Origin of the sequence: Shouchella lonarensis (genome assembly GCF_900096965.1) — a bacterium.
In the GTDB taxonomy this organism is placed as follows: Bacteria; Bacillota; Bacilli; order Bacillales; family Bacillaceae_D; genus Shouchella; species Shouchella lonarensis.
Map to the genome: position 1 here is coordinate 73,513 of NZ_FMYM01000005.1, position 26,425 is coordinate 99,937.

A 26,425-nucleotide genomic window follows, 5' to 3' on the forward strand; every position below is an offset into this window, starting at 1 on the left:
TTTTTCTAAGAAAGTCCTATAGAGATTTTATATACAGGGGTTATGTAGTACGTCCTACTGTACTATAGAGAAACTAACTTATCGGCAAAAAAGTAACATTTGTAACACCAAGTACCTAGAACCCTTGGTATATAAGGGATTTGTGGGAATGGAAAAAGTAACACTGAAAATTAAAAAAGTAACATGGTGATCTTGAAACCATTGATATATAAAGGTTTTTCGGGGATTGAAAAAGTAACATCAAAAAGTAACACGAGGAGGGCAGTAATATGCATCCCAGTAAAATCATCAACTCTGTGGGAGTGGAAGGCGGGTCAATCGAGTTGGTTAATGGTGGAATAGAGATCGTAAATTCTAGTCGCGTGAGTGAAGCGTTGAAATCATGTGTTGCTGAAAATAAAACGCGGATCGCTAAATATTTGCGGGGCGATTACTCACCTGAAAAGGCAAAGATAGATTATGTGAATGATAAGTTGGTGGATTTTATGACTAACTATGAGGTCGATAATCCGAAAGCTATTGACGAGTTTTTGAGGGCAAATGAAAAAGTGATAGCGCTAATCATTGAGCGCATGCAATTACTCTATGACAAGGGTTGGCAACCTGTGGAATCAACATCGAATTATGAGCACGATAAGACGGACAAGCTGGCGGCAGAAATTTATCAACGCGCCGTCGACTACGGCAACAGCAGGAAAAGGAGGGCGGGATAGTAGTGCTCACGTACCGTTACAGTAAAAGCGAGATAGAAAGGATCATTGAAACGATTGTGATCACTGTTGACACACGCGAGAAGAAAAATGAACACATTCGGGAGTATTTCGCATTAAAAGGAATTCCTTTCGTGAACAGGACAATGCGTACAGGAGATTACGGCTGCTACATACCCGCAAATGAGGACATGGGCATTATGCGAGACTTGCACGTTAGCGGATGTGTCGAGCGAAAAGCCACGGTCGATGAGCTTGTAGGGAATTTCTCTTCCAAAAATCGTACAAGGTTTGAAAATGAGTTAATACGAGCGTCACGGGCACCATTTACGTTATTAATAGAAGACATTGAAGGTTATCGGAAAATTTTAGAAGGCAATTACAGGAGCCAATACACACCGCAAGCGTTGCTGGGCAGTCTAAAAAGTTTTGAAGCACGGTACGGATTTACAACGTTTTATATTGAGCCTGCTTTAACAGGCAATTACATTTACCACCACTTCAAATACCTTGTTAAAGAGTTACTAAAATCCTAACAACAAAGGAGACATGGAAATAATGAAAGCTGATCCGCAAATTTTAGGACTGAGCCTTAAAAGTATTGATAAAGGCGCTTTAGTCGAGTCAATCAGGGAGAAGGAAGCGCAAGGCTGGGAGTGTATCACTCCAATTCGTGAAAAGGGTCTTTACTTCAATGCAAAAATGATTTGTCGTAGGCAACAACTGTGGAATAAGGAGACAGCGCAATGAAACATGATCCAGTGCGACCAACGTACTACATGGGCACGATTGAAACACTAGCTTATATGGAAGATAAAATGAGCGCGGAAGCGTTCGAGGGATTTCTTGCGGGAAATGTAATCAAGTATATCAGTCGATACAAGCATAAAAATGGTGTGGAGGATTTGCGCAAGTGTCAAGTGTATCTGGCAAAACTAATCGAGCAAAAAGGGGGACAACGGACAATGAATAAGAAAATTGAGCGAGTACAACAATTCTTGGAAACGACAATCAAGGTGCAACATGAGCAATTATATAAAAATGGATTCAAAAAAGAGTGCGAGCTTGATCATATGGACGGATTTATGTTGGGTCAGCTAGAACTGGCACGGGAGATTTTAAGACGCTTAGAAAAGGAAGAGACAAAATGAGAAACGATGAAAATTCACTCAACGAACTAAAAATGGTGATGCTCCATTACCAAGATGACTTGAACTTTGTTATGGAAAGCATTGACATGGAGATAAATAATTGTGAAAGGCTAGGCACGGACGACACACTTTATCAACATGAACGCGCGTACCACAAAGGACAACTTGCGATGGTTGAAGAGGTTCTAATTTTGACCGAACAGATGGAGCGAGGAATAAGATAGGGGTGATGGGAATGGTTGACTTGCACAAATTAGACTTACCAGATTTAGACAAACAGGCAACAAGAAAAGAAATTGAAGATGTGTTTGAGCAGTATCGTTTATATAAACATTTTGATTACGAAGAGCGTCAGGTTGGTACAACATCGTTTCTAAAAGATATTGTTGTTAGCCAGAGCGGGACAAGTGATCAAACCGCAAGCATTGCAATTCATAATGTAGATACTTCTGTTGATCGAGAAAGATTTTGCGAAAAGGTAGAAAGAGCGGTACAACGATTGCCCGAGATGGAACGTTTTTTAATCGAGAAGAGATATATGTCATCAGATGCGGAATATTTGACAGACACCAAGGTTTATAATTATGTATTTGATCCACCAATCGGTGTGAAGTTTTACTATAAGTTGCGCTGGAAGGCTTTCTATAAGCTGGCACTGGCGTTGGACTTGGATGTGGTGAGTGAGTCGGGGAACAATTGACTTTGACGCAAATGTTGACGCAAAAATTGACGCAAAACCTTGATAAACTAGCATAAAATATAGAAAGTGATTTGCATGATTAGCTGATTTATCAAGGTTTGGTGATACTGCATTATAAAAGAGAACACGGGCTATTTGATATTGACAGGGTGGAGGTCACTGGTTCGAGCCCAGTACGGGTCATCTCGGGAAACCCTTGGTAGAGCAGGGGTTTTTGTTTTAATCGTTTGCAAAGATAATTTCACTGTGCTATACTGGCGGTGCAATAACATACGGGTCTTTAAGGGTGGTAGCACTTCCCATAGAAGGGAGGTGTTGCGTGATGACAACATTTGAAGCGCTGATGCTTATGTTTGTTTTTGGCGGTTTGATTGTGTCAATTACATCGCGAGACAAGAAATAACCACCCTTAAGCGCTGCTAACGTAGTAGGGTGGTTGTGTACCTCAAATTAAGCGGCTGTCCCTCTTAGGGAGTCCGGTTATTGCAGACCATGGGTGTTACTAGCACCTGTGGTCATTTTTAGTTTATGCATCTCTTGAGTTCAGTATACATGCAGTGTGTGGGATACGTCAACTGTATTTCCGGTGTGCAAAAACTATATATTTTGATAGTGCTTACGTCATGTGTGTTATAAGTGAAAACAAAGCCTTCTCAATATGCAAGCTAATGTTGTTTTTCCTTATTTAGAAAGATAGATGGATTTTCTTCTGCATCTGTACGTTTTATAAGTGCTTCTTTTAAGTTTGGGAATCTTCCTAAATAGATCTTTTGTCCCCCTATGGTTGCATAGGCGTCCCATGTGTTTGTAGGTTTGTGAAAATACACCCCTCTAATAGCAGTGGCAATGGGGGTATTTGGATCTTTTTTTCTTGTTCGTTTTTGATCTTTGTGGTGATTGGACAGTGATTTTTTTGGTCCCCTTTTTAAACAACCACAGGATTTGGTGTTGCCATTCTTTAAGCTCTCTCCTCGCACATCAACACGGTTTCCACATTGACATTCACAACGCCAGTATACGCGACCGTTGCGTCTTTCCGCTCGTTCCAACACAGTAAGCTTGCCGTATGCCCCTCCCCGTAGGTCCTTTATTCGATTACAGCCACATGATTTGCTATTTCCAGCCATAAGTCCTTTCTGGGCGACTTCTCGTTCGTTACCACATGCGCATTTACATAACCAATATCGATCTTGTTTACGTTCAAGGGCTTCTTTTAGAACAGTCCACTTCCCAAATTGTTTACCTGTCAAGTTGACTAATTGTTTTTCGTTTAGTCTCTCTTGAAGAAGACACCCACAAGACTTGGTTGTTCCTCCTCTGAGAGATGTTTGTAAGACTTCCTTTTTTTTTCCGCATATACATGTACAAATCCATACACGGGCATTCTCTCTCTGAGGTGCTTCTGTTAATACTGTGAGTCTACCAAATTGTTGTCCAGTTAGATCGATCTTTTTTCGTATCATATTACTCACCTGTCGTAATACCTCTCACTTGTTTTTGATGAACACATTGTACCATGCTGCTGTTAACGCTGTCAAAAATTGAGAAGATGTGCATAGCTAGTTCGTTTCAGCAGATTTTTTGTCATAAAGAATAATATTATATAAAATAATAAATAAAAAATTTACTTTGTGGCAGGAAAATGTTCTTTTATAGCGAAATTAATTAGTGGCGTAGTAAGTGCCAAAGAACTAATCCATATTTAGAATCTTAAAAATGGATGGGGGGATGTGGTGAAGCGTTTCATTTGGTGGCAAATTTCGTAATATTGCTTTACCTAGAATTAACAGAAAGGTGGCGGAAGAATGAAAAAAAATTGTTAGCTGCAATCTTAGGTGTAGGTGTTGCTTTCGGTACGATGATTGGTTCTTCAGCAATGGCAGGTCCTCCTGCTGGACAAGAAGGGAAAGTATTGGCGGTGGAAGTTAGTGAGCGCGAGGTGGAGCCCGGTGCGATCCCAACAGTCATTGCGGCGCCGCTTGTTGTCAAAGCAGCAAAAGTTGCCGGAGGGGCGTTTGTAGCTGGTGTGACGGGCGCTGCAGGCGTGGACGCTTACAACTGGGCTAAAGGGAAATTGGCTGGAGAGCAACAGCCGGTTATTAATGCCCAAGCTGATTATGAGCAGGTGAAAGTGGCGTTTGATCAGTAAGAAAGTTTGGGGAAGCAGTCGCAAACTTGTAAATTTAACAGTGGAAAAGGGGACTGGTTGATCATGAAAAAGAAGCTACTTGCTTCAGTGTTAGGCGTGGGGGTTGTTTTTGGATCAATGATTGGTTCTTCGGCAATGGCAGGTCCTCCGGCGGGGCAACAAGGTGAGGTCATCACCGTAGAGGTGAGTGAGCATGAGGTAGAGCCAGGAGCTGTGCCGACATTACTTGCAGCCCCAGTTGTTGTAAACGCAGCAAAAGTTGCTGGCGCCGCATTTGTGGCTGGTGTTACAGCAGCAGCAGGTGCTGATGCATATAACTGGGCTAAAGGAAAGCTGTTCGGTATTACACCAGGAATTGAAGGTGTCGAAGCAGACTATGAGCAAGTGAAAGTGGCGTTTGATCAGTAAAAGTCGTAGGGAGGGCCTTTTTGGCCTCCCTTGATTGATGATTGAAAGGGGAATGATCTATGGTAAAAAAGGTGATCACACTTGGAATGTTACTAGTATTTTTCTTTCATTTTGCGAACACAATTTTGTTTAATAGCCCATTAAATCCAGTGAAAGCAAAGTATAGTCAACATGTCTTTCAATATATGGACCCGTTGTTTATGCAAAATTGGCGTCTGTTTGCACCAAATCCGGCGACGAATAACAATGATTTTTATGTGCGGGCCAAGCTAAAAGATGGTGATGAGGTGCAGGTGACAGACTGGATTGATTTAACCTCACACATGATTGAACGTAATCAAGCTAACCGTTTCACCCCGTATAATCGGATTGTGCGTATCCAGCGTGGGGCTGTCACAATGATGGGTGAAGATGATGATTTGCTTGTAACACTACACCGCAAATCTGACCAAAATGAAGAAGCAAAACAAACATTAAATGATCTTGAAAATGAAGAGAGGATGACGGAGCGTCAAGCGTTCGCGGACAAATTACTGACACGCTACGCCCAAGCTTATTTAAGGAGCTTATACCCGGAAAAAGAGCTCGTTGAAACGCAAATTATGTTACTTGATACAAAGGCCGTTCCTTTTTCTAAAAAGGATGATGTTCACTTCGAGCGTGAGCAGAAGGCTTATGAATTCACATGGCAACCAGCTCAAAAGGTCACCCCGATGTTTTAATTTAACCGTGTGAGGAGTTGATGAATGTGTTTAATCGTATTGCACAATGGAATCAAACGCAACATATGTTAATGGGGGCAAGCTTGCTTCGGATTGCTTACGGGACGATTTTACTGTACATGTATTTGATGCACTATGCACAACGCGCTTTCCTTTGGGGCCCGCATGGGATTTACACATTAGAGGATTCGCGAGTGGATGCGTGGTTTAACACAAGTTTTTCTTTATACCATCTGCATGCGTCACCATTATATTTTGAAATCATTTTTCATGCCGGGATTCTTGTGACGTTGTGGTTTATCATTGGGTATAAAGGACGCATAGCTAGTATTGTTCAGTTCATTTTTGCGTGGTCTTTATTCGCGAGAAATAGCGTCATTTTAGACGGTGGCGATAACATTATGAGTTTGCTGCTTGTCTATCTTTTGTTTGCGAATATGACAGCTTATTTTTCGGTCGACAGTTATTTAAAGCAACGCCGAGGTGAGCCAACGCAAATTACAGTGCCTCCTGGTTTTGCGCATATGCGTATGCGTAACTTGTTTCATAACTTAGCTATTTTGGCGTGTATGTTGCAAGTGTGTATCATGTATTTCACATCGGGTTTGCACAAAGTCATGGGAGAGCTTTGGCAAAATGGGACAGCGATTTACTATATTTTGCAAGTGAATGAATATACCCATCCATTTTTCCAGCAACTCATCTCTTCTTCGGAATTGCTCATTGTTGCCGCGACATACGCGACCATCGTTGTGCAAATCGCTTATCCTTTTTTGCTCGTCAACCATCGGACGCGGTATGTCGTGATGGCAGGTGTGGTTGGTATGCACGTAGGGATTGCAGTGGTCATGGGTTTATTTACTTTCTCTTTTGTCATGATCGCAAACCAGTTGTTATTTTTGCGTGACCGTGAGTACAACGCAATCTCTCAATTTACAAAACGTTGTGTAGAAAGGATCAAGCAGCGATGGCAGCGCAAAAATGAGCAAGTGTCTGATCCGGTACGAGAAGGGGTCGTATCTGCCAAAATCAGTGTTTTCTATGATGGTTGGTGTCCGGTTTGTCGCAAAAGTATGACAAGGTTACAGAAGTGGGACCGCAGCAACCAACTAGTTTTCCATTCTTTCCGGGAAAAAGAAGTATTGACACGCTATCAGCTCGATTTTGAGCGCGCCGAAAAGCGAATGATTACGCGGGAAGAACGTAGTGGACGTATGTATGAAGGGATTGAAAGTGTATGGCTCATTGCGCGGAAACTGCCTGTTCTTTGGCTGTTTGTGCCAGTCCTATGGATCGCGATGGTGCTCGGGTTTGGTCAGCGAATCTATGATTTTCTTGCGGAACGGCGCGCGATTATTCCAGTTGGCAGTTGTGAAGAAGAAGCATGCGAATGGCAGGAATCAGAGCGCCACATACCGTAATATAACGAAACAAGAGGCTCATACTTGTAGGTAGCTGCAATGTGTGAGTCTTTTCATGCGAGTGAATCAACTCAAGAGATGAGGGAGCCGATTGAAAACATTTACATATAAATTTGTCTTTCAAAACCGTCGCAGTCATCAGATGAAATTGTGGTTGTCTGACTTGCCTATTCACCCCCATCAGACGACGAATGTTTGCCTAGAAAATAGAAAAGCGGACGAAATCGTGCCGGTCGACATCGCTGGCAATCGTCTTTCTTACTACGCGTTGGCACCAGGAGAAACAATTGAAAAGGTATATGAAATCACGGTCAAAACACGTGACGAAGGACATGATATCCCGACCTTGTCGACGGAAGAACGCAATTATTATTTGCGGTCATCTACTTTTATACAAATTAATGAAGAGATTTGTCAGTTGGCGAAAGAAGTCTGTGCAGAACTCATCGCAGATGAAGAAAAAGCGCGGGCGTTATTCGACTATGTGCGATTAAGCTTTCACTATAAGCACCCACCAAAAGAGCGGGGCAATTTGGCATTCTTACGGTTGAAGCAAGGCGATTGTGGGGAATTCTCCTTTTTGTATGCCTCGCTTTGTCGTGCTGTAAACATTCCGTGCCGGGTTGTGTTTGGCGCGTGGGCAGTTGGGAAGGGCCTTCACGCTCATGCATGGAATGAAGTTTACTTGGAAGAGAGTGGATGGGTGCCAGTCGATTTGAGCATGGCAAACTTAAGTAAGCGCGAGTGGTGGAACAAGTTTCTTTCTCCGTGGCCTTTTTTGAAACCAAAAGCGTATTTCGGTCGTATAGAAGAACAGCGGATTATTTTTTCAATTGAGACAGAACATGATCCGATGGGGCGTTATCCGGATAGTGAAGAGCGTAACAGCGTCACTTTCCCAGTGAATAATTGTCCTCTTTCATGGGGGCGGGGGTTGCTTAATGGGAAAATTCCTTATTTACAACCGGTGTATTTTTATGAGGAAGAGCCACTCAAGATGCCACTTGGCAAAGATTATGTTGGTTCATGGACAATTTATGAGCAAGGAAAACAAAAAGGCTTGCAATTTATAAAAAATGTTGCAAGAAAGTGTTTTCTTATTGCGGCAGTGTTGGTCGCGATCACGTACATACTTTCGTGGATCACGCCGTTGCAAACATATACGTCGCTACCCTTTTCTGTTTGTTTGCTTGCTGCGAGTGTGTTTTCGGTGGCAGCAATTATGCGGCGCGAGAACCGCGTTCTCTATGTAGGCGTTTTAAGCATTTGTTTGCTTTTTCTACTGTTGCCTGTATTATAGCGAGTCATTATGAAGTTGGATAAAGGAGGGAGAACAACATGCAATATAAAGTTGAGATAATCCAACCAAAATTGAGTGGCAAGAAATTAGCGATCAATATGGAAGATCTATTAAATGAACATGCGCAAAATGGGTGGACGCTTCATTCGCTTGTGCCACAAGTGTCTACCTTTGGTGGGGTAGATCATTATATTTGTGTTTTGCAAAAAGGGTGAGATGTCGTGTTATATTAATGGAAATAAGACGAGCAGTAAAATATTAAACAACAAGTGAGAAATGATTGGCGGCCAAATAGACTTCGTATGTATGAAGAGCCAACCCCAGCCAATTCCACACACAAATGCAGCGGTGGAAAGTAATACATTTCCCGAAGCGAGGTGGGCGATGGCGTACAACGCGGCAGCAATCACCACTTTTGAAGCAACCGACCATTGGTAAGGGAATTTGTTGATCACATAACCACGCCAAAAAAGTTCCTCCGCTGGGATAATGAGGATAAATAACAAGGCAAAATGCCAATTCTCTGTTGGACGGACGGTTGAATAAAGCCGCTCTAATGCGTCTAGTAGCGGAAGGCCTGTTGTAATGATGAGTAATTTTCCAATCGCAAAGCAGATGTATAGCAGGATAGCCGTGAGACTTGCGACTGTCACATGTATCAACGTTGGTCGCCTGCGCATAGGAATATGACTAGAGATGAGCGCAATCGTTGCAAGCAGTGTGAGTGTGAGGGGCAGTAAAAGCCAAAAGTCAAGTGGCTGCCAAACGAAGCTAATGGATAACATTATTGTGGCGAGGATGAATATGGAGATGAATGTGAATGACATTTGTTTCCCCCCTTTTTTTAATGTCTTATCTTATTTACTATACGAAAAAGTGGTGTAAGAAGGCAATAGGTTGGCGGAAATGAAGTAACAAGGTAAAGGAGGAGATCCTGGTGCCGAAACATTATGAGATACTAGAGAAAACAAAGGTGCCAATGACAAATTTTGAAAAGGTTGGTTATACCGTTGCGGCCCTGATACTTGTTGTCATGTGGATAGGATTAGTCGTTTGGCTACCGTATTTACCAGAAGAAGTCCCTCGTCAGGTGTCATTTACAGGGGAAGTTTCTTACGATTCAAAGAAGATGCTATTGTTTCTCCCTAGTATCGCATCATTGATGTTTATTATTATAGCGCCAATGCGGTTCGCGGTCAGCATGATGAACTTTCCGGTCCGGGTGACAGAAGAGAATGCAGCGGTGCTTATTCGTTATAACCGTCATTTAATGGTACATACGCTGTTATTAGTGATCACTTTATCTGTAATGATTATACTCGCGAGTATCGCTGTTGGCTATGGTTGGGGGGCATCCCTCCTTCTTCTCAGCACTTGTCCATTCTTTGTCTGGATCATCGGAGTGTTAATCTATTATTATAAGAGAATGAAACAGGTAGGTTAAGGAGAGAGAAGCGAATGTCTGATCAACAAAGAGTAGCAGCAAAAGAAGCAGCAATGCAATTTGTGGCACAACACTTCCCTCATTGTTACGGCGCTATCCTTGCTGGTAGTGTTGTAACCGGACAAGCGACAGCGACATCTGATCTGGACATGGTCCTCTTTGAGGAAGATGCGCAGTCATCTTATAGAGAATCACTTGTGGCTTACGGCTGGCCGGTAGAAGTATTCGTGCATAACTTACATTCATATAAGGAGTATTTCGCGTCTGATGTTAAGCGAGCCATGCCGTCATTGCCGATGATGGTTGCACACGGGCTTGTGTTAAAAGGGGCAAGCGAATTAGCGCCGATTCGTGCGGAAGCACAAAATATACTGACCGGTGGTCCGGCGGCGTGGTCAGTAGAAGAGGTGCGAGCAAAACGTTATTTTATCACCGATGTGTTAGATGACTTTATTGGTTGTCATAACAAAGGTGAAGCGATATGTAGCGCGCAACTGTTATTTACGCGGTTGGCAGAGTTTGTCTTAAGGACAAACCGCTGTTGGATTGGCGACGGAAAATGGTTGCTGCGCGCGCTTCGTAAGTATGACGAGCCATTTGCACATGACTTCGTAGCTGCGTTTGAGCATTTTTATAGTACGGGTGAAAAAGAAGCAGTCATTGCTTTGGCAGAGCGCGTATTGGCTCCGTATGGTGGACGGTTATTTGCGGGGTTTTCGGTTGGGAAGTGATGAAAAGGAGGGGGAAAGTTTGAGCGATCAATGGTTGACGTGGATCAAGCAAATACAGGCGTTAGCACAATCTGGCTTGCATTTTTCAAAGGACGTTTATGATCGTGAACGTTACGAGACATTACGCGCGTTAAGTTATGAGATGATGGCAGCATATGCACATACAGAAATTGGACACATAAAGAATTTGTTCGTAAATGAAGTAGGGTATCAAACGCCTAAAGTTGATGTTCGCGCCGTTGTCTTTCAAGAAAATAAACTATTGATGGTGAGAGAGACGCATGATGGGTGTTGGGCATTGCCGGGAGGTTTTTGTGACGTTGGCTTGTCGGTAGCAGAGAACGCCGTTAAAGAAGTGGGAGAAGAATCAGGTTACGAGACAGCGCCAGGAAAGTTACTCGCGTTGCTAGATATGAACAAGCATCATCATCCACCGCAACCATTCCATTATTATAAAATCTTCATTCAATGTCATCTCATAGGCGGAGAAGCAGTCAAAGGCATAGAAACGAGCGATATTGGCTTTTTCACCGAGGACCAACTACCGCCGCTTTCATATAGAAGAAATACGACGGCGCAACTCGCAATGTTATTCGAATTTTTACGTGATCGACATAAAGAAGTGATCGTCGACTAATCAATATGTAAAATGATTGACGGAGTAAAAATGGTAGATTAAACTTGTATGTAGTAGGATAGCGGGTAAACTCAAGGTGGCCTAAACCTCCCTGCAGAGGGAGGTGTTGCGTCATGATGGAGGAATTAAGGTCGTGGGTTGAGGTCTGTCTCAAGGTTGCGAAATTCGTTCTCGAAGTCATGAAGTCGAAGAAAGACGACAATACCCACCGTTGAGTTTGACAGGCTCCGACCGGTGGGTATTTCCAACACTTGCAGGGCGGTCGCTCTGACCGCGTCCTACGACCGCTGGTTCATCACCGGCGGTCATTCTCATTTTATGCATTGCTTGACTTCATTATACATACTGTGTATCTGTCATGTCAAGGTACACCTTTAAATGGCATCAGGAGGTCTATGAGGGTTCTCATAAAATAGAATATCTATCCAATAGTATACGTTGCGAGAAAAACGCGCGCGCTTTTGATAGAATGGCGCTATACACATTAAAATAAAGGAAATCATACAGGTGATCCCATGAGAACATTATTAATTGACAACTATGATTCTTATACATATAACATTTATCAACTAGTTGCTGAAGTGAGCGGAACGGAGCCGGTTGTTGTCAAAAATGACGCGTGCAGCTTTGAAGAACTAGCGGTACATACCTTTGATCAAATCATTATTTCCCCAGGACCGGGGCGACCAGAGCGGGCAGTCGATATGGGCTTGTCAAAAGAGGTAATCGAAAAAGCACGTGTACCGGTTTTAGGTATTTGTCTCGGGCACCAAGGGATTGCCTATCACTTTGGTGCAAATATTGTTCACGCACCGGAAGTGATGCACGGGCGCTTGTCGCCCATTTATCACAATGACGATCCGCTTTTCCGAGGGATTCCACAAGGAGCAGAAGTCGTTCGTTACCATTCCCTTGTTGTGGAGCAAGAAACGATTCCTAAAGATTTAGAGGTCATCGCGTGGACAAAAGCGCACACGGTGATGGGGTTGCGTCACAAAACGTTGCCGCTATGGGCAGTACAATACCATCCAGAGTCGATTTGTACAGACAGTGGTAAACGTCTGCTCACTAACTTTTGTGATTTAACCCGGTCTTTTCACAGAAATAAAGTAGCGGCAAAGTGTCAGCCGCCCAAAGTGGACCGGTCGCCGTCACTCATCCAACCGTCATCGGCTTTCCAAGTTACGGTAAAAGAAATGCCTTTCCACCGTTCGGAGGCTGTGTTCCAAACGTTGTTTTCGAAAAGCAAGCACGCTTTTTGGCTTGATAGTAGTAAAACGGGTGACGCGGCGCGTTATTCCTTTATGGGTGATGATGCGGGGCCTAATAGCCATGTTGTCACATATGATACGTCGACCGGTATATTAAAGTTCGTTTTTAAAGATAGAGAGGAAACGCGTCAAGAAAGTATTTTCTCTTATTTAAAAAGGCAACTGCATATGTTGAAAAGTCATGATGAGTGGCCTTTCCCTTTCCATTGCGGATACGTCGGCTATTTTGGCTACGAACTAAAAAGAGAATGTAACAACGTCACCAATATTTATCAGGCCGATACACCAGATGCCGCATTTTTATTTGCGGATCGTATGCTTGTTTTTGATCATGTTGACGAAAAAATGTACGCTGTTTGTTTTTCTGGAAAAGAGGATAGGACATTACGAGAAGCGTGGTTCTCAGAGATTGAGAATCATCTTCAAAATTTGAAAGACCCGCGCACACAAACGAAAAAGGGAAAGCCTTTGTCGACCACCTGCAACAAAAGTTATCAGCAGTATTGTGCTAATATCGAGAAGGTCCAAGCCTACTTAAAAGACGGGGAGACATATGAGTTGAATTACACAACGAGACTACGGACGAATCTTGACGTTGCGTCACTTGATTTGTATCAGCATTTACGGAGAGTTAACCCGGCTCCGTATGCGGCATATATGTCTTTTAATCGTTTGTCCGTGTTATGCTCTTCACCAGAGAAATTCATCACAATTGATCGGCGTGGGCACGTTTGTACGAAGCCAATTAAAGGGACGATGCGGCGTGGCTCGTCACCTGAAGAAGATGAACAATTGAAAAAAGCGCTGGAAACGAGTGAAAAAGACCGGGCTGAGAATTTAATGATCGTCGACTTGTTGCGAAATGATCTAGGGAAGCTATGTCAAGTCGGTCAAGTACGCGTCCCGCAACTGATGGAAGTTGAAAGTTACCAAACGGTTCACCAACTCGTATCAACTGTTACCGGGATATTGAGAGACGGCGTAACCGCAATAGATTGTATTCAAGCGACATTCCCGGGCGGATCCATGACCGGTGCGCCAAAGGTGCGGACAATGTCATTAATTGATTCATTAGAAGGAGAGTCAAGAGGAATTTATTCAGGTGCAATCGGTTATTTCAGCTTAGACGGGACAGCCGACTTCAACATCGTGATTCGGACGATTGTGCTTGAAGAAGGTCGTGCCACGATCGGCGTTGGTGGTGCGGTGACTGTCCAGTCTACCGCAGCAGGAGAGTACGAAGAAATGTGGCTAAAGGCGTCGGCGCTCGTGCAAGCAATGGAAGAAGTGTCTTGTAAGTGAAGAGACAACAAGAAGGCTGTTAATGAAAGACTTGTTGTAGCCATGTTTGTACACATAAAAAGGTCAGCCAAGTCGCGGCGCCGATCAGGATTGCAAGCCAGACTGGTGCCCCTTGCTTCATCGTGATATAAACGGCAAACAACAACGCAGCTGTTGCAGGCAAACCAATCAAGACCCCTAGTGTAAATTGATTGAGGTGCGCACGCGTCTCTGACTGGATTGTCAGCCAAAATAAGCTAAGTAAACTGACAAGGGGCAAGGCAGCAATGAGCCCACCGTAAGTTGGGGAACGGCGGCTGATCTCGGTAATAACGGCAATGATGACGGCCGAGACAATGATTTTCAGGAAGAAAAACATCGTTTCGCCTCTTCACTCAGTCGCTTCAATGCGTGCGCAGCCATATCTCGTTCTTCCGTACTTAAATGGGCTAAAACGATTGCGAGTTTTGTTTCGTCTAAATGTGTATGTCGCAATAATGCCTTTTCTCCTCGTGCAGTTAAAGAAAGAAGCACTGTTCTTTCATCATGAGTTGCGCGAATTTTTGCGACGTAGTCTTTTTTTACAAGCCGTTTAATGTGTTCTGATGCTGTATTATGAGAGATCTCTAAAAACGAAGCGACATCACGCACGTTTGCAGCAGGTGTCTTACTAATATGTTGCATGAGTCGAATCATTTGGTGGGTAAGTTTCTCTTCTCCGTGGTGGTAATGTAGATAATAATAAATGTCTGTCCAATAATCATTAAGTGTCATGTTGATGATACTCCTTTTATGTCGCTCGGTAAGAATATATCTTATTATACGATATAATGTCTTTTATATCAAGAAAGAGGTGTGAAAAATGAAGGCGATGATTGTCGTTACGTTATTTTATTTGTTCATTGCAATAGGATTAGAAGTAAATGGTGTCCAGATAATTGGAGAAAACGCCTTATTTGTTGTTGGTGTCAGTCTTGCGTATTTATGGGCGATTGTAGGCGTGGTATATGGATCTACCTATCTCAGAAAAAAGCGTGCTACATCTCGTGAAACCTTCTTGACAGAGGTTGCGGCCACGGCAGAATCTTCTCAAGCGAACAGTATGGAGTTTATGTTGTATGCAATTGGACTTTTGTTCTTCGGTGGGTGGTTTCTTGCATCCTTTTTAGGAGTAGAGGCATTTGTTGCCTATGAATCATGGGAAAAGCTTATGAAATGGCGGTATTATGTGCCTCTTTTTGCGCTTGGTTATTTTGTGGTGATTGTGGGTTTTTATCGGATTATAAGGAAACTATTTCACAAATAGGGAGAAGAAAAATGACCCAGAAGCAAACACGGGCAGAGAGCAAGGCGTATGGAATTTATAAAGTTTATGTAACAATTTCCTGCACGTGTTGTCATGCACGAGGGGGGTATGTTACTGTAAAAGTGGATGAACACTCATTCATAAAGGACAGGGGTGAGAATATGAGGATTGCTGTGACTTATAATGTGAAAGAGTTGCCAGTGGGTTATCGGATGCTTGTGCTGAGCAGCATTAAAGAAGCTTTGAAATTAGGCGATAAAGCTTATTTTGAGCGGTTGTATGCGAGTAAGGAACGTCAAGCAAAACCTTTTTCCTTTGCCACATTTTTAAAAGAGTTTTCTTATGAGGGTGAAAAAATATCGTTATCAGAAATGACAGTTACAGTCAGTTCGCCTGATATGGAATTTTTGGTCCATTTGTTTAATGGCTTGCAACAAATGAAGTGCTACAAGATGAGAACAACGGAGTGGCATATGCGGGAGATGAAGTGGTTGAAAGAAGTTGACATCCAGCGGGAGACAGCATATTTTCGAACAATGGCACCGTTATTAGTTGAGGACCGGTTTGGGCGCCCAATTCACCCGGGAGACACAGCATATATAGAAGAATTATGTTATTACGCAATCACAAGAATTGAAGCGTTAGCGGGACGCAAGCCGTATCGCAGCATTTCAATTACACCGGGAAGGCTGAAGAAAAGGGTGATAAAAGAAAGCAACACAACATTTCGGGCACAAAGGTCAAATAAACATCTCATGTTCACTGCTTATCATGGCACATATAAAATCTCTGGTCATCCTAAGGACTTACAATTATTGTACCAAGGAGGACTAGGTCGTCGGGTTTCTCAAGGGTTTGGATTGCTAGAATATGTCGGAGAGAAAGGTGCTTGATTGAAGGTGTTGGTTTAATCCGTTTTTTATTCCATCATCCTGAAGAGGAGGACACAAAGATGCGAGTATGTGTGTGTTTATGTTCGGAACATTTACAAGAAATCTTAAAGTATTATTGTGGTTATTTATTGGAGTATGACGATGTCTCCGAACGTGCCCCGAGTCGGGTGCAGTGGGGTGATCCTTTGAGCGACTTTGTCGCTCCCAATTTTTATTTGAATGTAGTGGGTTATAAGCTAAGTTTCTGAGTCTGAACATTGGCATTTGTCATCGTTTCATTGTAAAGTATTTAGTAAAAATATAAGTGTGGTTGGCTGGTGGACAACAGGGGTGGATGCTTTATGAACCGAATTTTAATTGTGGATGATGATGCACATACACGACAGCTGCTTAGTCAGTATTTAGGTGAAGCGGGTTATGCCACCGATGACGCGTGTAATGGGGCATATGCGCTTCAGTTATTAGAAGCGCGAGATTATGCACTGGTTGTGTTAGATGTGATGATGCCGGAAATGGACGGATATGAATTGATGAGACAGATGAGGGGGCAGTTTGATTTGCCGGTGCTGATGCTGACGGCGAAGTCGGAGCTTTCGGATAAGGAAAAAGGATATCAGCTCGGGATTGATGATTATTTGGTAAAGCCATTTGAATTAAAAGAACTGTTATTTCGCATTCAAGCGTTGTTACGGAGGAGTGGACAAGGTGGTGACAAGGTCATCAAGCTTCGTGGTGTTGTCATTAATCAAATGAACTATGAAGTGCAAGTGAGCGGCAAAACGCTTTTATTACCGTTAAAGGAGTTTGACTTACTATACACACTCGCTGCAAATGCGGGGCGCACGTTAACGCGTGAGCAGTTGATTCATCATGTGTGGGGTAGCGGATATGATGGCAGTGATCGCACTGTCGATGTGCATGTAAAGCGATTGCGTGAGCGGTTTGCCCCGATGACAGATGATTTCTCAATTAAAACAGTGCGGGGGATTGGCTATATGCTTGAGGTGCAATCGTAGTGCGGTCGTTATATGGAACATTTGTCGTGGTGACGCTTGTTGTGATGTTAGTGAGTGGTTTGTTTGCCTTTCTCTTGTCAAATGTATACTATCAACATGCATTAAAGCAACAAAACAATGATAAATATATTGAGACGGCAGAGGAGATTACAAGAGAGTTAACGTCGCAAACAGAGGTAAATATTGATGCGTATTTGGCGTTTGTGGCGCGGATTGGCTATCAACTGCATCTTGTGCGTGAAGACGGGGACGCATCTTTTTATGGGGAAGACTTTCGTGACGTAAATTTAGGTGAGGACACAATCGCGCATGTGCTTGCAGGAAATGTCTATCACGGTATGGCTGAATTTCCGAAAAGAACGTTTGTGACAGGTTTTTTTGCAAATGAGCTGAAAAATAGTGTTGGGGTGCCGTTCACTTATGAAGGCGCGAAATATGCATTGTTTTTGCGCCCCGATTTGACTTTTCATTTTAATGAAATGCGGCATTTATTTGCTTGGCTTATTGGTTTGACTGTGCTATTCAGTTTGGTGTTTGAATTGATCCTCGCAAAATATGTTATTCGACCGGTGTCCCAATTAAGCGAAGCAACGAAAAAAGTACAACAAGGAGATTTCACGCTACAGTTGGATGTCAATCGGAAAGATGAAATGGGCGAGTTAGCGGAAAGTTTTCAGCAAATGTCAAGTCAGTTGGCTAAGCTTGAAAACATGCGCAATGAATTTATCTCCAACATTTCTCACGATATTCGTTCACCGTTATCCAATATTAATGGCTATATGGAGTTGTTAGCGAAAGACGACGTGTCTTCATCAGACAAACGAACGTATGTCGCGATTGTACGAGAAGAATGTGAGCGTTTGTCTAATTTAACGACGCAATTATTATTGTTGTCATCACTCAATCAAATGACGGATATGTCCGCAAAAACCTCTGTTGATGTAGCTGCCCAAATCAAGTCGTTAGTGAAAAAGTACCAATGGAAGTTGTTTGAACGGGAGATCACAGTACAATATGAGCTAGCAGATGGCCTTGATTACGAAGGGAAAGAGCCGTTGTTGCTCAGTGTTTGGGATAATTTGTTTAGCAATGCCGTAAAGTATAACCGGCACGGCGGCAATATTTTTATTACGCTTGAGAAAAAAGCAGGCGCGATTGAAGTGTCTTTTCGAGATACTGGTGTCGGATTAAGTGAGGAACAAGTGGCACGGATCTTTGAGCGCTTTTATCGAGGCGATGCCTCGCGGACAAAAGAAGTGGAAGGATCAGGTTTGGGACTCGCGATTGCCGAAAAGATTGTGTCGCTACATGGTGGGGAAATTTTGGTCGAGAGTGAAATGGGGATCGGGACAACGTTTATTGTCCGGCTGCCGCTTCAGTAACAACTGTTACCGTCTATTCATCGTCTGTTCATATTTCTTGAGTAAACTATTATGTATGAATGTGATGGGGAAGGTGAGGCGTGTGAACAAGTTAACAAATATGTTGGCGAGTAAGCGTGGAGCGCTTTTGGTGCTCGTTGGCTGGCTTGTGTTAATGATGGTGCTCACGATGGTTGCACCGTCTGCGAAAAAGGAAGCAACGAGCATTTCCAGTTCGGGGTTGCCGGAAGGTGCGCAGTCGCTTGTAGGGGAGGCGCTCTCTTCTCGTTATTTCGATGAGCAAGAAGGCGTCCCAGCATTATTTGTTTATCATGCGGAACGTGGCTTAACAGAAACAGCGCTCGCCCAAGTTGCCACATTCACCGCCGATATTGGTGAGAAAGGTTGGCCGGAAGTAGCGGCGGTGCTGCCGTTTGAACATATGCCGGACGAAATACAGGCGCAATTTTTATCGGATGATCAGTCCACGCTCGTGCTCCCGCTCTTTTTACAGGAAGGGCTTGAAAGTAGCGTATTGAGTGAAGTACTCACAAAGCTGGAGGGTCATTCAAAAACATTTATTGATGCAAATGATGTGACGTTATATGTGACCGGACCAGCTGGGATTGCGACTGATGCGACCGCGATTTTTGCAAATGCCGATTTGACGTTAATTTTCACAAGCATTGCGTTAATCTTTGTATTGTTGATCGTCATTTACCGCTCACCGATTTTGGCGATACTCCCGCTTGTTGGTGCGGCAATTGTGTATCAAGTGATTGACGGCTTGTTAGGCATCGTTGCTAAAACTGGAGTGGAAATTGAGACGCAGGCGCTCTCAATTATGTCAATTTTATTATTTGCGGCGTTAACCGATTATGCGCTGTTCATTGTGTCACGGTTTCGGGAAGAGCTACAGAAACAGGCGGATACATCTCGCGCGATGAAAAAAGCGCTCAACGGTGTCGGGAGTGCGATTTTCTTTAGTGGAACGACGGTTATCGCGGCGTTACTCATTTTGTTTGTTGCGACATATGGTGTGTATCGCAACTTTGCACCCGTATTTTCAGTGGCGATGGTCATGATCTTACTTGCCGGTTTGACGTTGTTGCCCGCACTGTATGTGCTTGTCGGGAAACGCGCGTTTTGGCCGTTTATCCCAAAAGTAGGCCCGTCTCCGGCTTCGGCGAGCAAAATTTGGGGACGGATTTCAACGTTTGTGACAAAGGCACCGATGGTGAAAGGGATCGTTGTGCTTGTCTTGTTTTTAGTCATGGCTGTCAATGTCACACAAATTCAGTTCTCCTTTAACTTAATGAAGTCATTCCCAGAAGAAACGCCGTCACGGATAGGGTTAGAAGTAATGGAGGAGAAGTTTCCCGCTGGCGCTTTTACCCCGACGACAGTGACAGTTGATGCACGTGAAGGAGAACGGTTAACAGAAGAACGATTGTGGGCATTGCATCGTGCATTGGCATTACAACCGGGTGTACGGGAAGTGGATGCACCGATCATTTCGGAAGTTGAGCCGAACGTGGCGACGTTGGAAATGCGCTTTGAGAACGATCCGTATGATGTACAAACACTAGCGCAACTAGGAGAAGTCGTCGAGCAAGAACAGGTGTTGCTGGCGGAAGCAGGTCTCGCTGATACGCGAATGTATTTTTCCGGTGAAACAGCTGAGCAAGTCGATATAAGGCAAGTGAATGAGCGTGACCTGTTTGTGATTTTACCGCTCGTAACACTCGTCATCATGCTGTTATTAGGTATACAAACAAAATCGCTCATCGCCCCACTTTACATGATGTTTTCGATTTTGTTATCGTACGGGGCGTCGCTCGGTGCGAGCTACTTTATTTTCCAGCATATGCTCGGGTATGACATGATGAGTTACCGCATCCCACTGTATACGTTTGTTTTTTCAGTTGCACTTGGGGTGGATTACGCCATCATGCTTGTGACCCGAATTCAAGAAGAAATGCGTGCGCATCCATTGAAAAAAGCGGTACAGATCGGACTGCACACCACGGGCGGAGTCATTTCTTCAGCGGGTCTCATTCTCGCAGCCACTTTTGCGGTGTTAATGACGCAGCCGCTCCTGGAGTTGTATATGTTTGGCTTCATTGTCGCGCTTGGGGTATTGTTAGACACCTTTGTCGTACGGACGGTTTTAGTACCGGCGTTAATGATCCAATTAGGGAAATGGAGCTTTTGGCCGCGGAAAAATGCTGGTGAGCGTGTCGATGAGAAAAGTGTATAAGTAGTGAGAGAAAAAACGCTTGAGTGAGGAGGCTTGAGCGTTTTTTGGGAAGAAGTCAATTGTTATAATCCAGGCCTCTATAAAAAAGAAGCTATTAGTAGAGGGGATGTTGTTAACTCGGTGGAGGAAGTTCACAACAGAGAAAACAGAACAATTCATCGATAATTTTTCTGATAGCAAAAAGGATTCTATACGCATAACCGGTTATACAATAGAAGGAGATCAGATTAATGTTTGGGTTCTCTAAGAGAAAAACGTTTGAGCGATTGATAGCTCAAACGTTCTTTCTTGGGTGAAAGCGAACGTTATTTCCGCCAGAAAGTCGTGCAACCTTCTTTTTCGGCTATATTAAACGCAATCATTTTCTCAAGCAAGGAGAAATCAACTGGACCAGCCCACGGAATACGCACCAACTGTTTAGTGTGTTCATAGCCAGCTGCCACAATTGTATCGGAAAAATGATCAATCCCTGCTTGTTCGGGGGAGGCAGCTAGATGATGCTTTGATACGCTAAAACCAATAATAAAGGTACCGTGATCGGTAAACATCGGTTGGTTCCATTTGAATTCCGGCACTAACTGTGGAAATGTTTTCTTAACCCAATGTAAAACTTCTTCTATTCGCGCGCGATGTTCCGGTTTTTCAATACGCGCTAAAAATTCCGCGAAAACGTTCATGTTGTTGCCTCCTTGTAAAGGTGCTTAGCGGTTTTTTGAAATAGCACCTATTTCCCTATACATATCGTAACAACTTAAAACTGATATGACAAGCAAAGAGAAATGCTCGACTAAAGAAAATCGAGCGTGAAAGGTTGACGTGCACTTCTCCATATATTCATTGATGAGAACAATGCAACCGCATCTTTGTCGCAAAACGATAGGTGAGGAAAATAGACGTGGCAATGAGTACGATGCTGGTCCCTACAGAGAGCAACAGAGAGGGTTCGATCCGCGGAAGACCGAATACAAGTGGAAAAGGTTCTCCCCATACGTAGTCAAAGAAGGTTATGAATCCATGTCCGCTGACGATAAAAATGATGAAGACCCACCAGTAGTGATGAAGAAAACGGTAATAACTTGCACTAATGGTTGTGCCAAGGAAATACAGCAAGCAACCTTTCAAGAAAAACGTGATCATGAGCGTCAAAGCTTCACCGTTTAAGTGCAGCATCGTTGCTTGTGTAACTGCTTCGTGTGTAAGATGCCAAATAGTAAAGAAGACCGTTAAAGTCGCATTAAATATGAAAAGCGCTTGGGTAATCCCGATAAAATAATCACGTCGCGCCACACCTCGGAGGACATAAGCTTGCACCGCGCTGCCCATTGTGAGTAGTCCAAGAATCAAATTGTAAATCGTCGTTGTTTGTAAGGCAGCGTGCAGGGGCACTTGTTGTGTATTATCGAGAAAAAGATAAGCGCCATAATAAACGATAACAAAAATTGGGATAGCCCAAAAGGCTGTGTATAAAAAGTAGCCAAGCATTTGTTTTCTTACTTGTTGGATCACATTCATGATGTCTCCTCCTTTGTCAAATGAATAAACAATGACTGTAGCGTCATCGGTCCGATCTCTAAGTTTTGCGCGCACGCATCTGCTTGTTCTGCTTCACTGAGTGGCGTGTAAATCATCGCTGATTTTGTATTCCCCAGTTGTTCGGTTTGTAACACGTGTTTCCCATCGATAAAACGATCGACTTCTGTACCTTTGCCAGTAATGGTTGTGCCTCGCGCTAATAAGTCTTCTGTTCGCTCATGTAGGAGGAGTGAGCCTTGCTTGATAATCAGCACTTCTTCAAATAAGGTATCCATCTCGGAAATGAGGTGTGTCGACAGGATCATGGTCCGTGGATGAGCCATGTAATCTAACAGTAATTCTTTGTAAAATAAATCCCGTGTCGGTGCGTCCATCCCTAAATAAGATTCATCAAAAAAGGTTACCGCGGCTCGGCTGGCTAAGCCTAAGATCGCGGTGACGACAGCGGTCATGCCGCGTGACAAATCTTTGATGCGCCCTGCCGGATCAAGCTGGAAGCGCTCGAGTAGTTGTAAGGCATAATGATGATCGTAATGTGGCCGAAAAGAAGCTTCATGTTTGAGCCATTTTTCTAATGTGCGCTCTTCGGTTCCTGAGCTGAATACTTCTGGACGCACAAAGACCATTTTTGTCATCGTCTGCGTGTTTTCAAACACGTCTTGCCCATCAACCAAGATGTGCCCTGTTGTTGGTTGTTGAAAACCGGCGAGCAATGATAAAAGAGACGTTTTTCCAGCTCCGTTTCGCCCGAGTAGTCCGTAAATCTTGTCTGTTTCTAAAGTAAAAGAAATGTTTTTCAATGCTTCTTTTTCCCCGTACTGCAGGGAAATATTTTTAGCTTCGATCATGCGTCATCCCGTCCTTTCAGTGTCATCATCATGTCATGTATGTCGTCAATCGATAGGTCAAGCTTCTCTGCTTCCTTCATTAAGTTTGCTACGTGTTCTTCTTTGAAAAGACGTCGGCGATGGAGAAGTAGTTTTTCACGTGCGCCAGATGTCACAAACATGCCAATCCCACGCTTCTTGTAAAGAATCCCGTCATCCACGAGTTGATTGATTCCTTTTAAAATCGTTGCGGGGTTAATTTTGTAATGAAGTGCGAGTTGATTCGTCGACGGTGCTTGTGCTTCTTCTTGTAAGGAACCATCGATAATCGCATCAGCGATCATTTCTTTTACTTGGAGGAAAATCGGTTTTTTATCATCGAATGAAGGACGCATGTATTCACCTCCATCTGTAGGTTATATGGTTAGTTAGTTATGTAACTAACCATATAACAGGCAAAGGAAATTGTCAACAACATTGTGATTGAATGCATAAAAAAACAGCCAGCCTGTTTGAATCGGGTTGGCTGTCGTCATCTAACGAGGTGACCAGACAGGCTTTTCAATTAAAATTTCTTGTTCTTGTTGGCTGAGAAAGCGCTTTAGTTTCGGTGTTAGGCGCTTTTCATCTAAGTTCGTGCGTAAGTAAAGGTGGGAAAATAGCCTGCGATAGTTCAGGAGAGTAATAAGCCGTTCTTCTAGTAGGACGGAATCAGGGTGTGCGGTCTTGTAGCCTGTGTGTAAGCCTGTCCATAAATCGTGCGCCAAAGCATTCCGCTTCTCTACCTCTTCGCGCGGGAACACATCTAACGTGTGATAAAGGGCGATTGCTAAATCGTAAAGATACCAATGTTTTTCTCCGTCTCCGAAGTCAAAGCCGGTGATTTTCCCGTTATGCCAATGAAAATTATGGGCGTGAAGGTCACCATGGATGACGCCGTAGTCCCTTTTATCGCGGGACCAAGATTGTAACGTGTCTAACGCCTTCATCCAGTGTGCATGGAGTGGGTCATCACGGTCAGGTGTCAAAGAATCCCACCATGTATGCTTGTCAAAATCGGGGAAGTCAGGTAATTCTGTTGGCACATGAAATTGCCGCGTTTCGCGGTGAATGGCACCTAAAAATGCCCCCCATTGTGTAAATAAATTGGCGTGTGGTTCCCACTCTTGAATCATATTTGGTGGTGCGCCAGCGACTTTTTGTGCGGCGGTCACGATGAATGGTTGCTCCGCTGTTTCAATCGTTTCGATCCAATGATTTGCGTGAGAACGGATCGGACAAGCGAGGGAGAGGCCACAGGTTCTGAGATGTTGTATCCAAGCGATTTCTCTCTTGCTGGCAAGTAGTTGTGTTACTGGAGAAAATTTGAGTACAATCCCTGGTTCAGGAAGTGGAGAGAGAAAGACATTTTGATCAAAACCTCCTAATGGTTCAATTGATTCAGGGTCAAGAGAAAAACGGGTTGCAGCTTCGTTCAGTACAGATGTGGGAATCATCATAGCGCTCCTTTTCCTGTTTTTTTGTCAACATAAGTCGTATAGTGTAAGTGTATCATAGCAAGTTAGGAAGGGGTATTCATTACGCTTGTCTCACTTAAAACTTGCAAAATTCTATCATTTGTGGTAGAATGCTTGAGTCTTATTTTCCAGTTAAAACATAGTCACAGATAAATAGAAAACTCCGTGTCTCTTTTCCATCAAGAGGATACATAACAAACATAGAGACATTTCTTTGTGAGGGAGAGTGACTTTTGTGAGAGTCAAAAGTCATGACATTTTATAAAGAAAAAGGAGCTGGAGAGAAATATGCAATTAAGTAATACAAGTTGGAAACAACAATGGTTTGGCAACGTACGCGGAGATGTGCTGGCAGGGATCGTTGTCGCGCTCGCATTAATTCCCGAAGCGATTGCGTTTTCAATCATCGCGGGTGTTGATCCAATGGTTGGGTTATACGCATCGTTTTGTATCGCGATTGTCATTGCGTTTGTTGGTGGGCGACCAGGTATGATTTCTGCGGCGACTGGGGCAATGGCACTAGTCATGGTGACCCTCGTGGCCGATCACGGGCTAGAGTATTTACTGGCTGCAACAATCTTAACAGGGATTTTACAAATTTTGTTCGGTGTCTTTAAATTATCACGAGTGATGAAGTTCGTGCCGCGTTCAGTGATGGTTGGCTTCGTCAATGCGCTCGCGATTTTAATTTTTATGGCGCAACTGCAACATTTTGTCGATGAACCGTGGATCATGTACGGGCTTGTGGCGTTGACACTCGCGATCATTTATTTATTCCCGCGTTTGACAAAAGCAGTGCCATCAACACTTGTGGCCATTATTGTCGTGACAGCGATTGTGTTGTTCTTTAATATCGGCATTCGTAACGTTGGCGATATGGGCGCATTAACACAATCATTGCCGATGTTTGCGTTACCGAATATCCCCTTTAACTTAGAAACGTTATGGATCATTTTCCCATATTCGTTAGCTTTAGCAATTGTCGGTTTGCTAGAGTCATTACTCACAGCAAACATTGTCGATGATATGACAGATACAGATAGCAATAAAGATCAAGAGAGTCGCGGACAAGGGATTGCGAACATTGTCACTGGATTTTTTGGTGGGATGGCTGGTTGTGCGATGATTGGTCAGTCGGTCATTAATGTGAAGTCTGGTGGACGAGGGCGTTTGTCTGCACTAGTGGCCGGTCTGTTCTTGATGTTTCTCATTTTGGTACTCGGAAACATTGTTGTACGAATTCCGCTCGCAGCACTAGCGGGGGTCATGTTCATGGTGGCGATTAGTACATTTGATTGGCAGTCACTAAAGAATTTACATCGCGTACCACGGACAGATGCACTTGTGATGGTGGTCACTGTAGCGACTGTCGTCATCTCACATAACTTGGCGTATGGTGTATTTGCCGGAATTTTACTCAGCACGGTGTTTTTTGCGGTAAAAATGTCGAAGGTACGTGTGAAGTCTCGTCTGGATGAAACGACGCGCACACGTTATTACACGGTGCATGGTCAGTTGTTTTTCGCCTCGGTGACAGATTTTATGGCGCAAATTGATGTGACCGAGAAGGTTGAAGCGGTGGAGCTTGATCTAACGCATTCACACCTTTGGGATGACTCGGCGATTGGCGCGTTAGACAAGTTAGAGATGAAATTTGCACAAACCGGCGTTTCCGTCAAGTTTAAAGGATTAAATGACGAAAGCTCGAAATTATTAAGTGAGATTGGTGGTTTATCCAATCAGTCAGGACATTAAATGTGACGAGTGAAGCGGAGGAACATAGATGT

32 protein-coding genes are annotated in these 26,425 nt (G+C 43.6%); 23 read left to right on the forward strand and 9 right to left on the reverse strand.

What is annotated here, in order from left to right; all coding sequences use genetic code 11:
• Positions 1–269 precede the first annotated feature (269 nt).
• The 7 genes from BLT29_RS06280 to BLT29_RS14020 all read left to right on the forward strand — a co-directional run bounded on the left by BLT29_RS06280 (position 270) and on the right by BLT29_RS14020 (position 2,964).
• Complete coding sequence (locus BLT29_RS06280) at positions 270–713, forward strand: hypothetical protein (protein WP_090775463.1); 444 nt, start codon at positions 270–272, stop codon at positions 711–713.
• Entirely contained in the window at positions 710–1,246 is a 537-nt protein-coding gene (locus tag BLT29_RS06285) for an ERCC4 domain-containing protein (protein ID WP_090775464.1), read from the forward strand. Before BLT29_RS06280 ends, BLT29_RS06285 begins: the two co-directional genes overlap by 4 nt.
• A gap of 22 nt (positions 1,247–1,268) precedes the next feature.
• Positions 1,269–1,460 carry a hypothetical protein gene (locus BLT29_RS06290; RefSeq protein WP_090775465.1) on the forward strand — a complete coding sequence of 64 codons (192 nt, stop codon included), beginning with the start codon at positions 1,269–1,271 and terminating at the stop codon, positions 1,458–1,460.
• Complete coding sequence (locus tag BLT29_RS06295) at positions 1,457–1,861, forward strand: DUF3310 domain-containing protein (protein WP_090775466.1); 405 nt, start codon at positions 1,457–1,459, stop codon at positions 1,859–1,861. The genes BLT29_RS06290 and BLT29_RS06295 overlap by 4 nt, the downstream gene beginning before the upstream one ends.
• Positions 1,858–2,085 (forward strand): hypothetical protein, encoded by a 228-nt coding sequence (locus BLT29_RS06300; RefSeq protein WP_090775467.1) that lies wholly within the window; start codon positions 1,858–1,860, stop codon positions 2,083–2,085. Before BLT29_RS06295 ends, BLT29_RS06300 begins: the two co-directional genes overlap by 4 nt.
• 11 nt (positions 2,086–2,096) lie before the next feature.
• A complete protein-coding gene (locus BLT29_RS06305) occupies positions 2,097–2,561 on the forward strand; it encodes an ArpU family phage packaging/lysis transcriptional regulator (RefSeq protein ID WP_090775468.1) in 465 nt (154 codons plus the stop codon).
• 322 nt (positions 2,562–2,883) lie between these two features.
• Entirely contained in the window at positions 2,884–2,964 is an 81-nt protein-coding gene (locus BLT29_RS14020) for a putative holin-like toxin (RefSeq protein ID WP_367576287.1), read from the forward strand.
• Between the two features lie 262 nt (positions 2,965–3,226).
• Here the strand turns inward: BLT29_RS14020 and BLT29_RS06310 are convergent, their stop codons facing one another.
• On the reverse strand, positions 3,227–3,811 hold the full coding sequence (locus BLT29_RS06310) for a hypothetical protein (protein WP_141769861.1): 585 nt from the start codon (positions 3,809–3,811) through the stop codon (positions 3,227–3,229).
• Between the two features lie 500 nt (positions 3,812–4,311).
• Between BLT29_RS06310 and BLT29_RS06315 the strand changes: the two genes are divergently transcribed.
• The 6 genes from BLT29_RS06315 (at position 4,312) to BLT29_RS06340 (ending at position 8,776) form a co-directional block, all read left to right on the forward strand.
• Positions 4,312–4,710, forward strand: coding sequence for a hypothetical protein (locus BLT29_RS06315; RefSeq protein WP_141769862.1), 399 nt, complete (start codon positions 4,312–4,314; stop codon positions 4,708–4,710).
• Between the two features lie 63 nt (positions 4,711–4,773).
• Positions 4,774–5,118: a hypothetical protein gene (locus BLT29_RS06320; protein ID WP_090775471.1), complete on the forward strand. Its 345-nt coding sequence runs from the start codon at positions 4,774–4,776 to the stop codon at positions 5,116–5,118.
• A gap of 59 nt (positions 5,119–5,177) precedes the next feature.
• On the forward strand, positions 5,178–5,840 hold the full coding sequence (locus BLT29_RS06325) for a DUF5819 family protein (protein ID WP_090775472.1): 663 nt from the start codon (positions 5,178–5,180) through the stop codon (positions 5,838–5,840).
• A 26-nt stretch (positions 5,841–5,866) separates the two neighbouring features.
• Positions 5,867–7,261, forward strand: a complete 1,395-nt coding sequence (locus BLT29_RS06330; protein WP_176763836.1) for a DCC1-like thiol-disulfide oxidoreductase family protein — start codon at positions 5,867–5,869, stop codon at positions 7,259–7,261.
• Positions 7,262–7,352: 91 nt separating this feature from the next.
• Entirely contained in the window at positions 7,353–8,561 is a 1,209-nt protein-coding gene (locus BLT29_RS06335) for a transglutaminase-like domain-containing protein (RefSeq protein WP_090775474.1), read from the forward strand.
• Positions 8,562–8,599: 38 nt separating this feature from the next.
• Positions 8,600–8,776: a DUF4177 domain-containing protein gene (locus BLT29_RS06340; RefSeq protein ID WP_090775475.1), complete on the forward strand. Its 177-nt coding sequence runs from the start codon at positions 8,600–8,602 to the stop codon at positions 8,774–8,776.
• A gap of 9 nt (positions 8,777–8,785) precedes the next feature.
• Here the strand turns inward: BLT29_RS06340 and BLT29_RS06345 are convergent, their stop codons facing one another.
• Complete coding sequence (locus BLT29_RS06345; protein WP_090775476.1) at positions 8,786–9,388, reverse strand: CPBP family intramembrane glutamic endopeptidase; 603 nt, start codon at positions 9,386–9,388, stop codon at positions 8,786–8,788.
• Positions 9,389–9,498: 110 nt separating this feature from the next.
• Between BLT29_RS06345 and BLT29_RS06350 the strand changes: the two genes are divergently transcribed.
• The 4 genes from BLT29_RS06350 to pabB all read left to right on the forward strand — a co-directional run bounded on the left by BLT29_RS06350 (position 9,499) and on the right by pabB (position 13,946).
• Positions 9,499–10,005 (forward strand): SdpI family protein, encoded by a 507-nt coding sequence (locus BLT29_RS06350; protein ID WP_090775477.1) that lies wholly within the window; start codon positions 9,499–9,501, stop codon positions 10,003–10,005.
• 14 nt (positions 10,006–10,019) lie between these two features.
• Positions 10,020–10,736: a nucleotidyltransferase domain-containing protein gene (locus BLT29_RS06355; protein ID WP_090775478.1), complete on the forward strand. Its 717-nt coding sequence runs from the start codon at positions 10,020–10,022 to the stop codon at positions 10,734–10,736.
• Between the two features lie 19 nt (positions 10,737–10,755).
• The gene (locus BLT29_RS06360; protein ID WP_090775479.1) at positions 10,756–11,373 is read left to right on the forward strand and encodes an NUDIX hydrolase; all 618 of its coding nucleotides are present in this window, start codon (positions 10,756–10,758) and stop codon (positions 11,371–11,373) included.
• Between the two features lie 515 nt (positions 11,374–11,888).
• Complete coding sequence (gene pabB, locus BLT29_RS06365; RefSeq protein WP_090775480.1) at positions 11,889–13,946, forward strand: aminodeoxychorismate synthase; 2,058 nt, start codon at positions 11,889–11,891, stop codon at positions 13,944–13,946.
• Positions 13,947–13,965: 19 nt separating this feature from the next.
• Here the strand turns inward: pabB and BLT29_RS06370 are convergent, their stop codons facing one another.
• Positions 13,966–14,304: a DUF3147 family protein gene (locus BLT29_RS06370; protein ID WP_090775481.1), complete on the reverse strand. Its 339-nt coding sequence runs from the start codon at positions 14,302–14,304 to the stop codon at positions 13,966–13,968.
• A complete protein-coding gene (locus BLT29_RS06375; protein ID WP_090775482.1) occupies positions 14,289–14,699 on the reverse strand; it encodes a MarR family winged helix-turn-helix transcriptional regulator in 411 nt (136 codons plus the stop codon). Before BLT29_RS06375 ends, BLT29_RS06370 begins: the two co-directional genes overlap by 16 nt.
• Before the next feature lie 88 nt (positions 14,700–14,787).
• Between BLT29_RS06375 and BLT29_RS06380 the strand changes: the two genes are divergently transcribed.
• The 5 genes from BLT29_RS06380 to BLT29_RS06405 all read left to right on the forward strand — a co-directional run bounded on the left by BLT29_RS06380 (position 14,788) and on the right by BLT29_RS06405 (position 20,761).
• Complete coding sequence (locus tag BLT29_RS06380; protein ID WP_090775483.1) at positions 14,788–15,231, forward strand: hypothetical protein; 444 nt, start codon at positions 14,788–14,790, stop codon at positions 15,229–15,231.
• A gap of 161 nt (positions 15,232–15,392) precedes the next feature.
• Positions 15,393–16,124, forward strand: a complete 732-nt coding sequence (cas6, locus tag BLT29_RS06385; protein WP_176763837.1) for a CRISPR-associated endoribonuclease Cas6 — start codon at positions 15,393–15,395, stop codon at positions 16,122–16,124.
• 341 nt (positions 16,125–16,465) lie between these two features.
• Positions 16,466–17,140 carry a response regulator transcription factor gene (locus tag BLT29_RS06395; protein WP_090775486.1) on the forward strand — a complete coding sequence of 225 codons (675 nt, stop codon included), beginning with the start codon at positions 16,466–16,468 and terminating at the stop codon, positions 17,138–17,140.
• Positions 17,140–18,522 (forward strand): sensor histidine kinase, encoded by a 1,383-nt coding sequence (locus BLT29_RS06400; protein ID WP_090775487.1) that lies wholly within the window; start codon positions 17,140–17,142, stop codon positions 18,520–18,522. The genes BLT29_RS06395 and BLT29_RS06400 overlap by 1 nt, the downstream gene beginning before the upstream one ends.
• 82 nt (positions 18,523–18,604) lie before the next feature.
• On the forward strand, positions 18,605–20,761 hold the full coding sequence (locus tag BLT29_RS06405; RefSeq protein WP_176763838.1) for an MMPL family transporter: 2,157 nt from the start codon (positions 18,605–18,607) through the stop codon (positions 20,759–20,761).
• Positions 20,762–21,066: 305 nt separating this feature from the next.
• On the opposite strand, the gene BLT29_RS06415 is transcribed toward BLT29_RS06405, so the two are convergent.
• The 5 genes from BLT29_RS06415 to BLT29_RS06435 all read right to left on the reverse strand — a co-directional run bounded on the left by BLT29_RS06415 (position 21,067) and on the right by BLT29_RS06435 (position 24,617).
• On the reverse strand, positions 21,067–21,438 hold the full coding sequence (locus BLT29_RS06415; protein WP_090775490.1) for an iron chaperone: 372 nt from the start codon (positions 21,436–21,438) through the stop codon (positions 21,067–21,069).
• A gap of 157 nt (positions 21,439–21,595) precedes the next feature.
• Complete coding sequence (locus tag BLT29_RS06420) at positions 21,596–22,273, reverse strand: hypothetical protein (RefSeq protein WP_090775491.1); 678 nt, start codon at positions 22,271–22,273, stop codon at positions 21,596–21,598.
• Positions 22,270–23,142, reverse strand: coding sequence for an ATP-binding cassette domain-containing protein (locus tag BLT29_RS06425; RefSeq protein ID WP_090775492.1), 873 nt, complete (start codon positions 23,140–23,142; stop codon positions 22,270–22,272). Before BLT29_RS06425 ends, BLT29_RS06420 begins: the two co-directional genes overlap by 4 nt.
• Positions 23,139–23,516, reverse strand: coding sequence for a GntR family transcriptional regulator (locus tag BLT29_RS06430; RefSeq protein ID WP_090775493.1), 378 nt, complete (start codon positions 23,514–23,516; stop codon positions 23,139–23,141). The genes BLT29_RS06425 and BLT29_RS06430 overlap by 4 nt, the downstream gene beginning before the upstream one ends.
• A 141-nt stretch (positions 23,517–23,657) precedes the next feature.
• Positions 23,658–24,617 (reverse strand): phosphotransferase enzyme family protein, encoded by a 960-nt coding sequence (locus tag BLT29_RS06435; RefSeq protein WP_176763840.1) that lies wholly within the window; start codon positions 24,615–24,617, stop codon positions 23,658–23,660.
• Between the two features lie 309 nt (positions 24,618–24,926).
• Between BLT29_RS06435 and BLT29_RS06440 the strand changes: the two genes are divergently transcribed.
• Positions 24,927–26,393 carry a SulP family inorganic anion transporter gene (locus BLT29_RS06440; RefSeq protein WP_090775495.1) on the forward strand — a complete coding sequence of 489 codons (1,467 nt, stop codon included), beginning with the start codon at positions 24,927–24,929 and terminating at the stop codon, positions 26,391–26,393.
• The last annotated feature ends 32 nt before the right edge of the window (positions 26,394–26,425 follow it).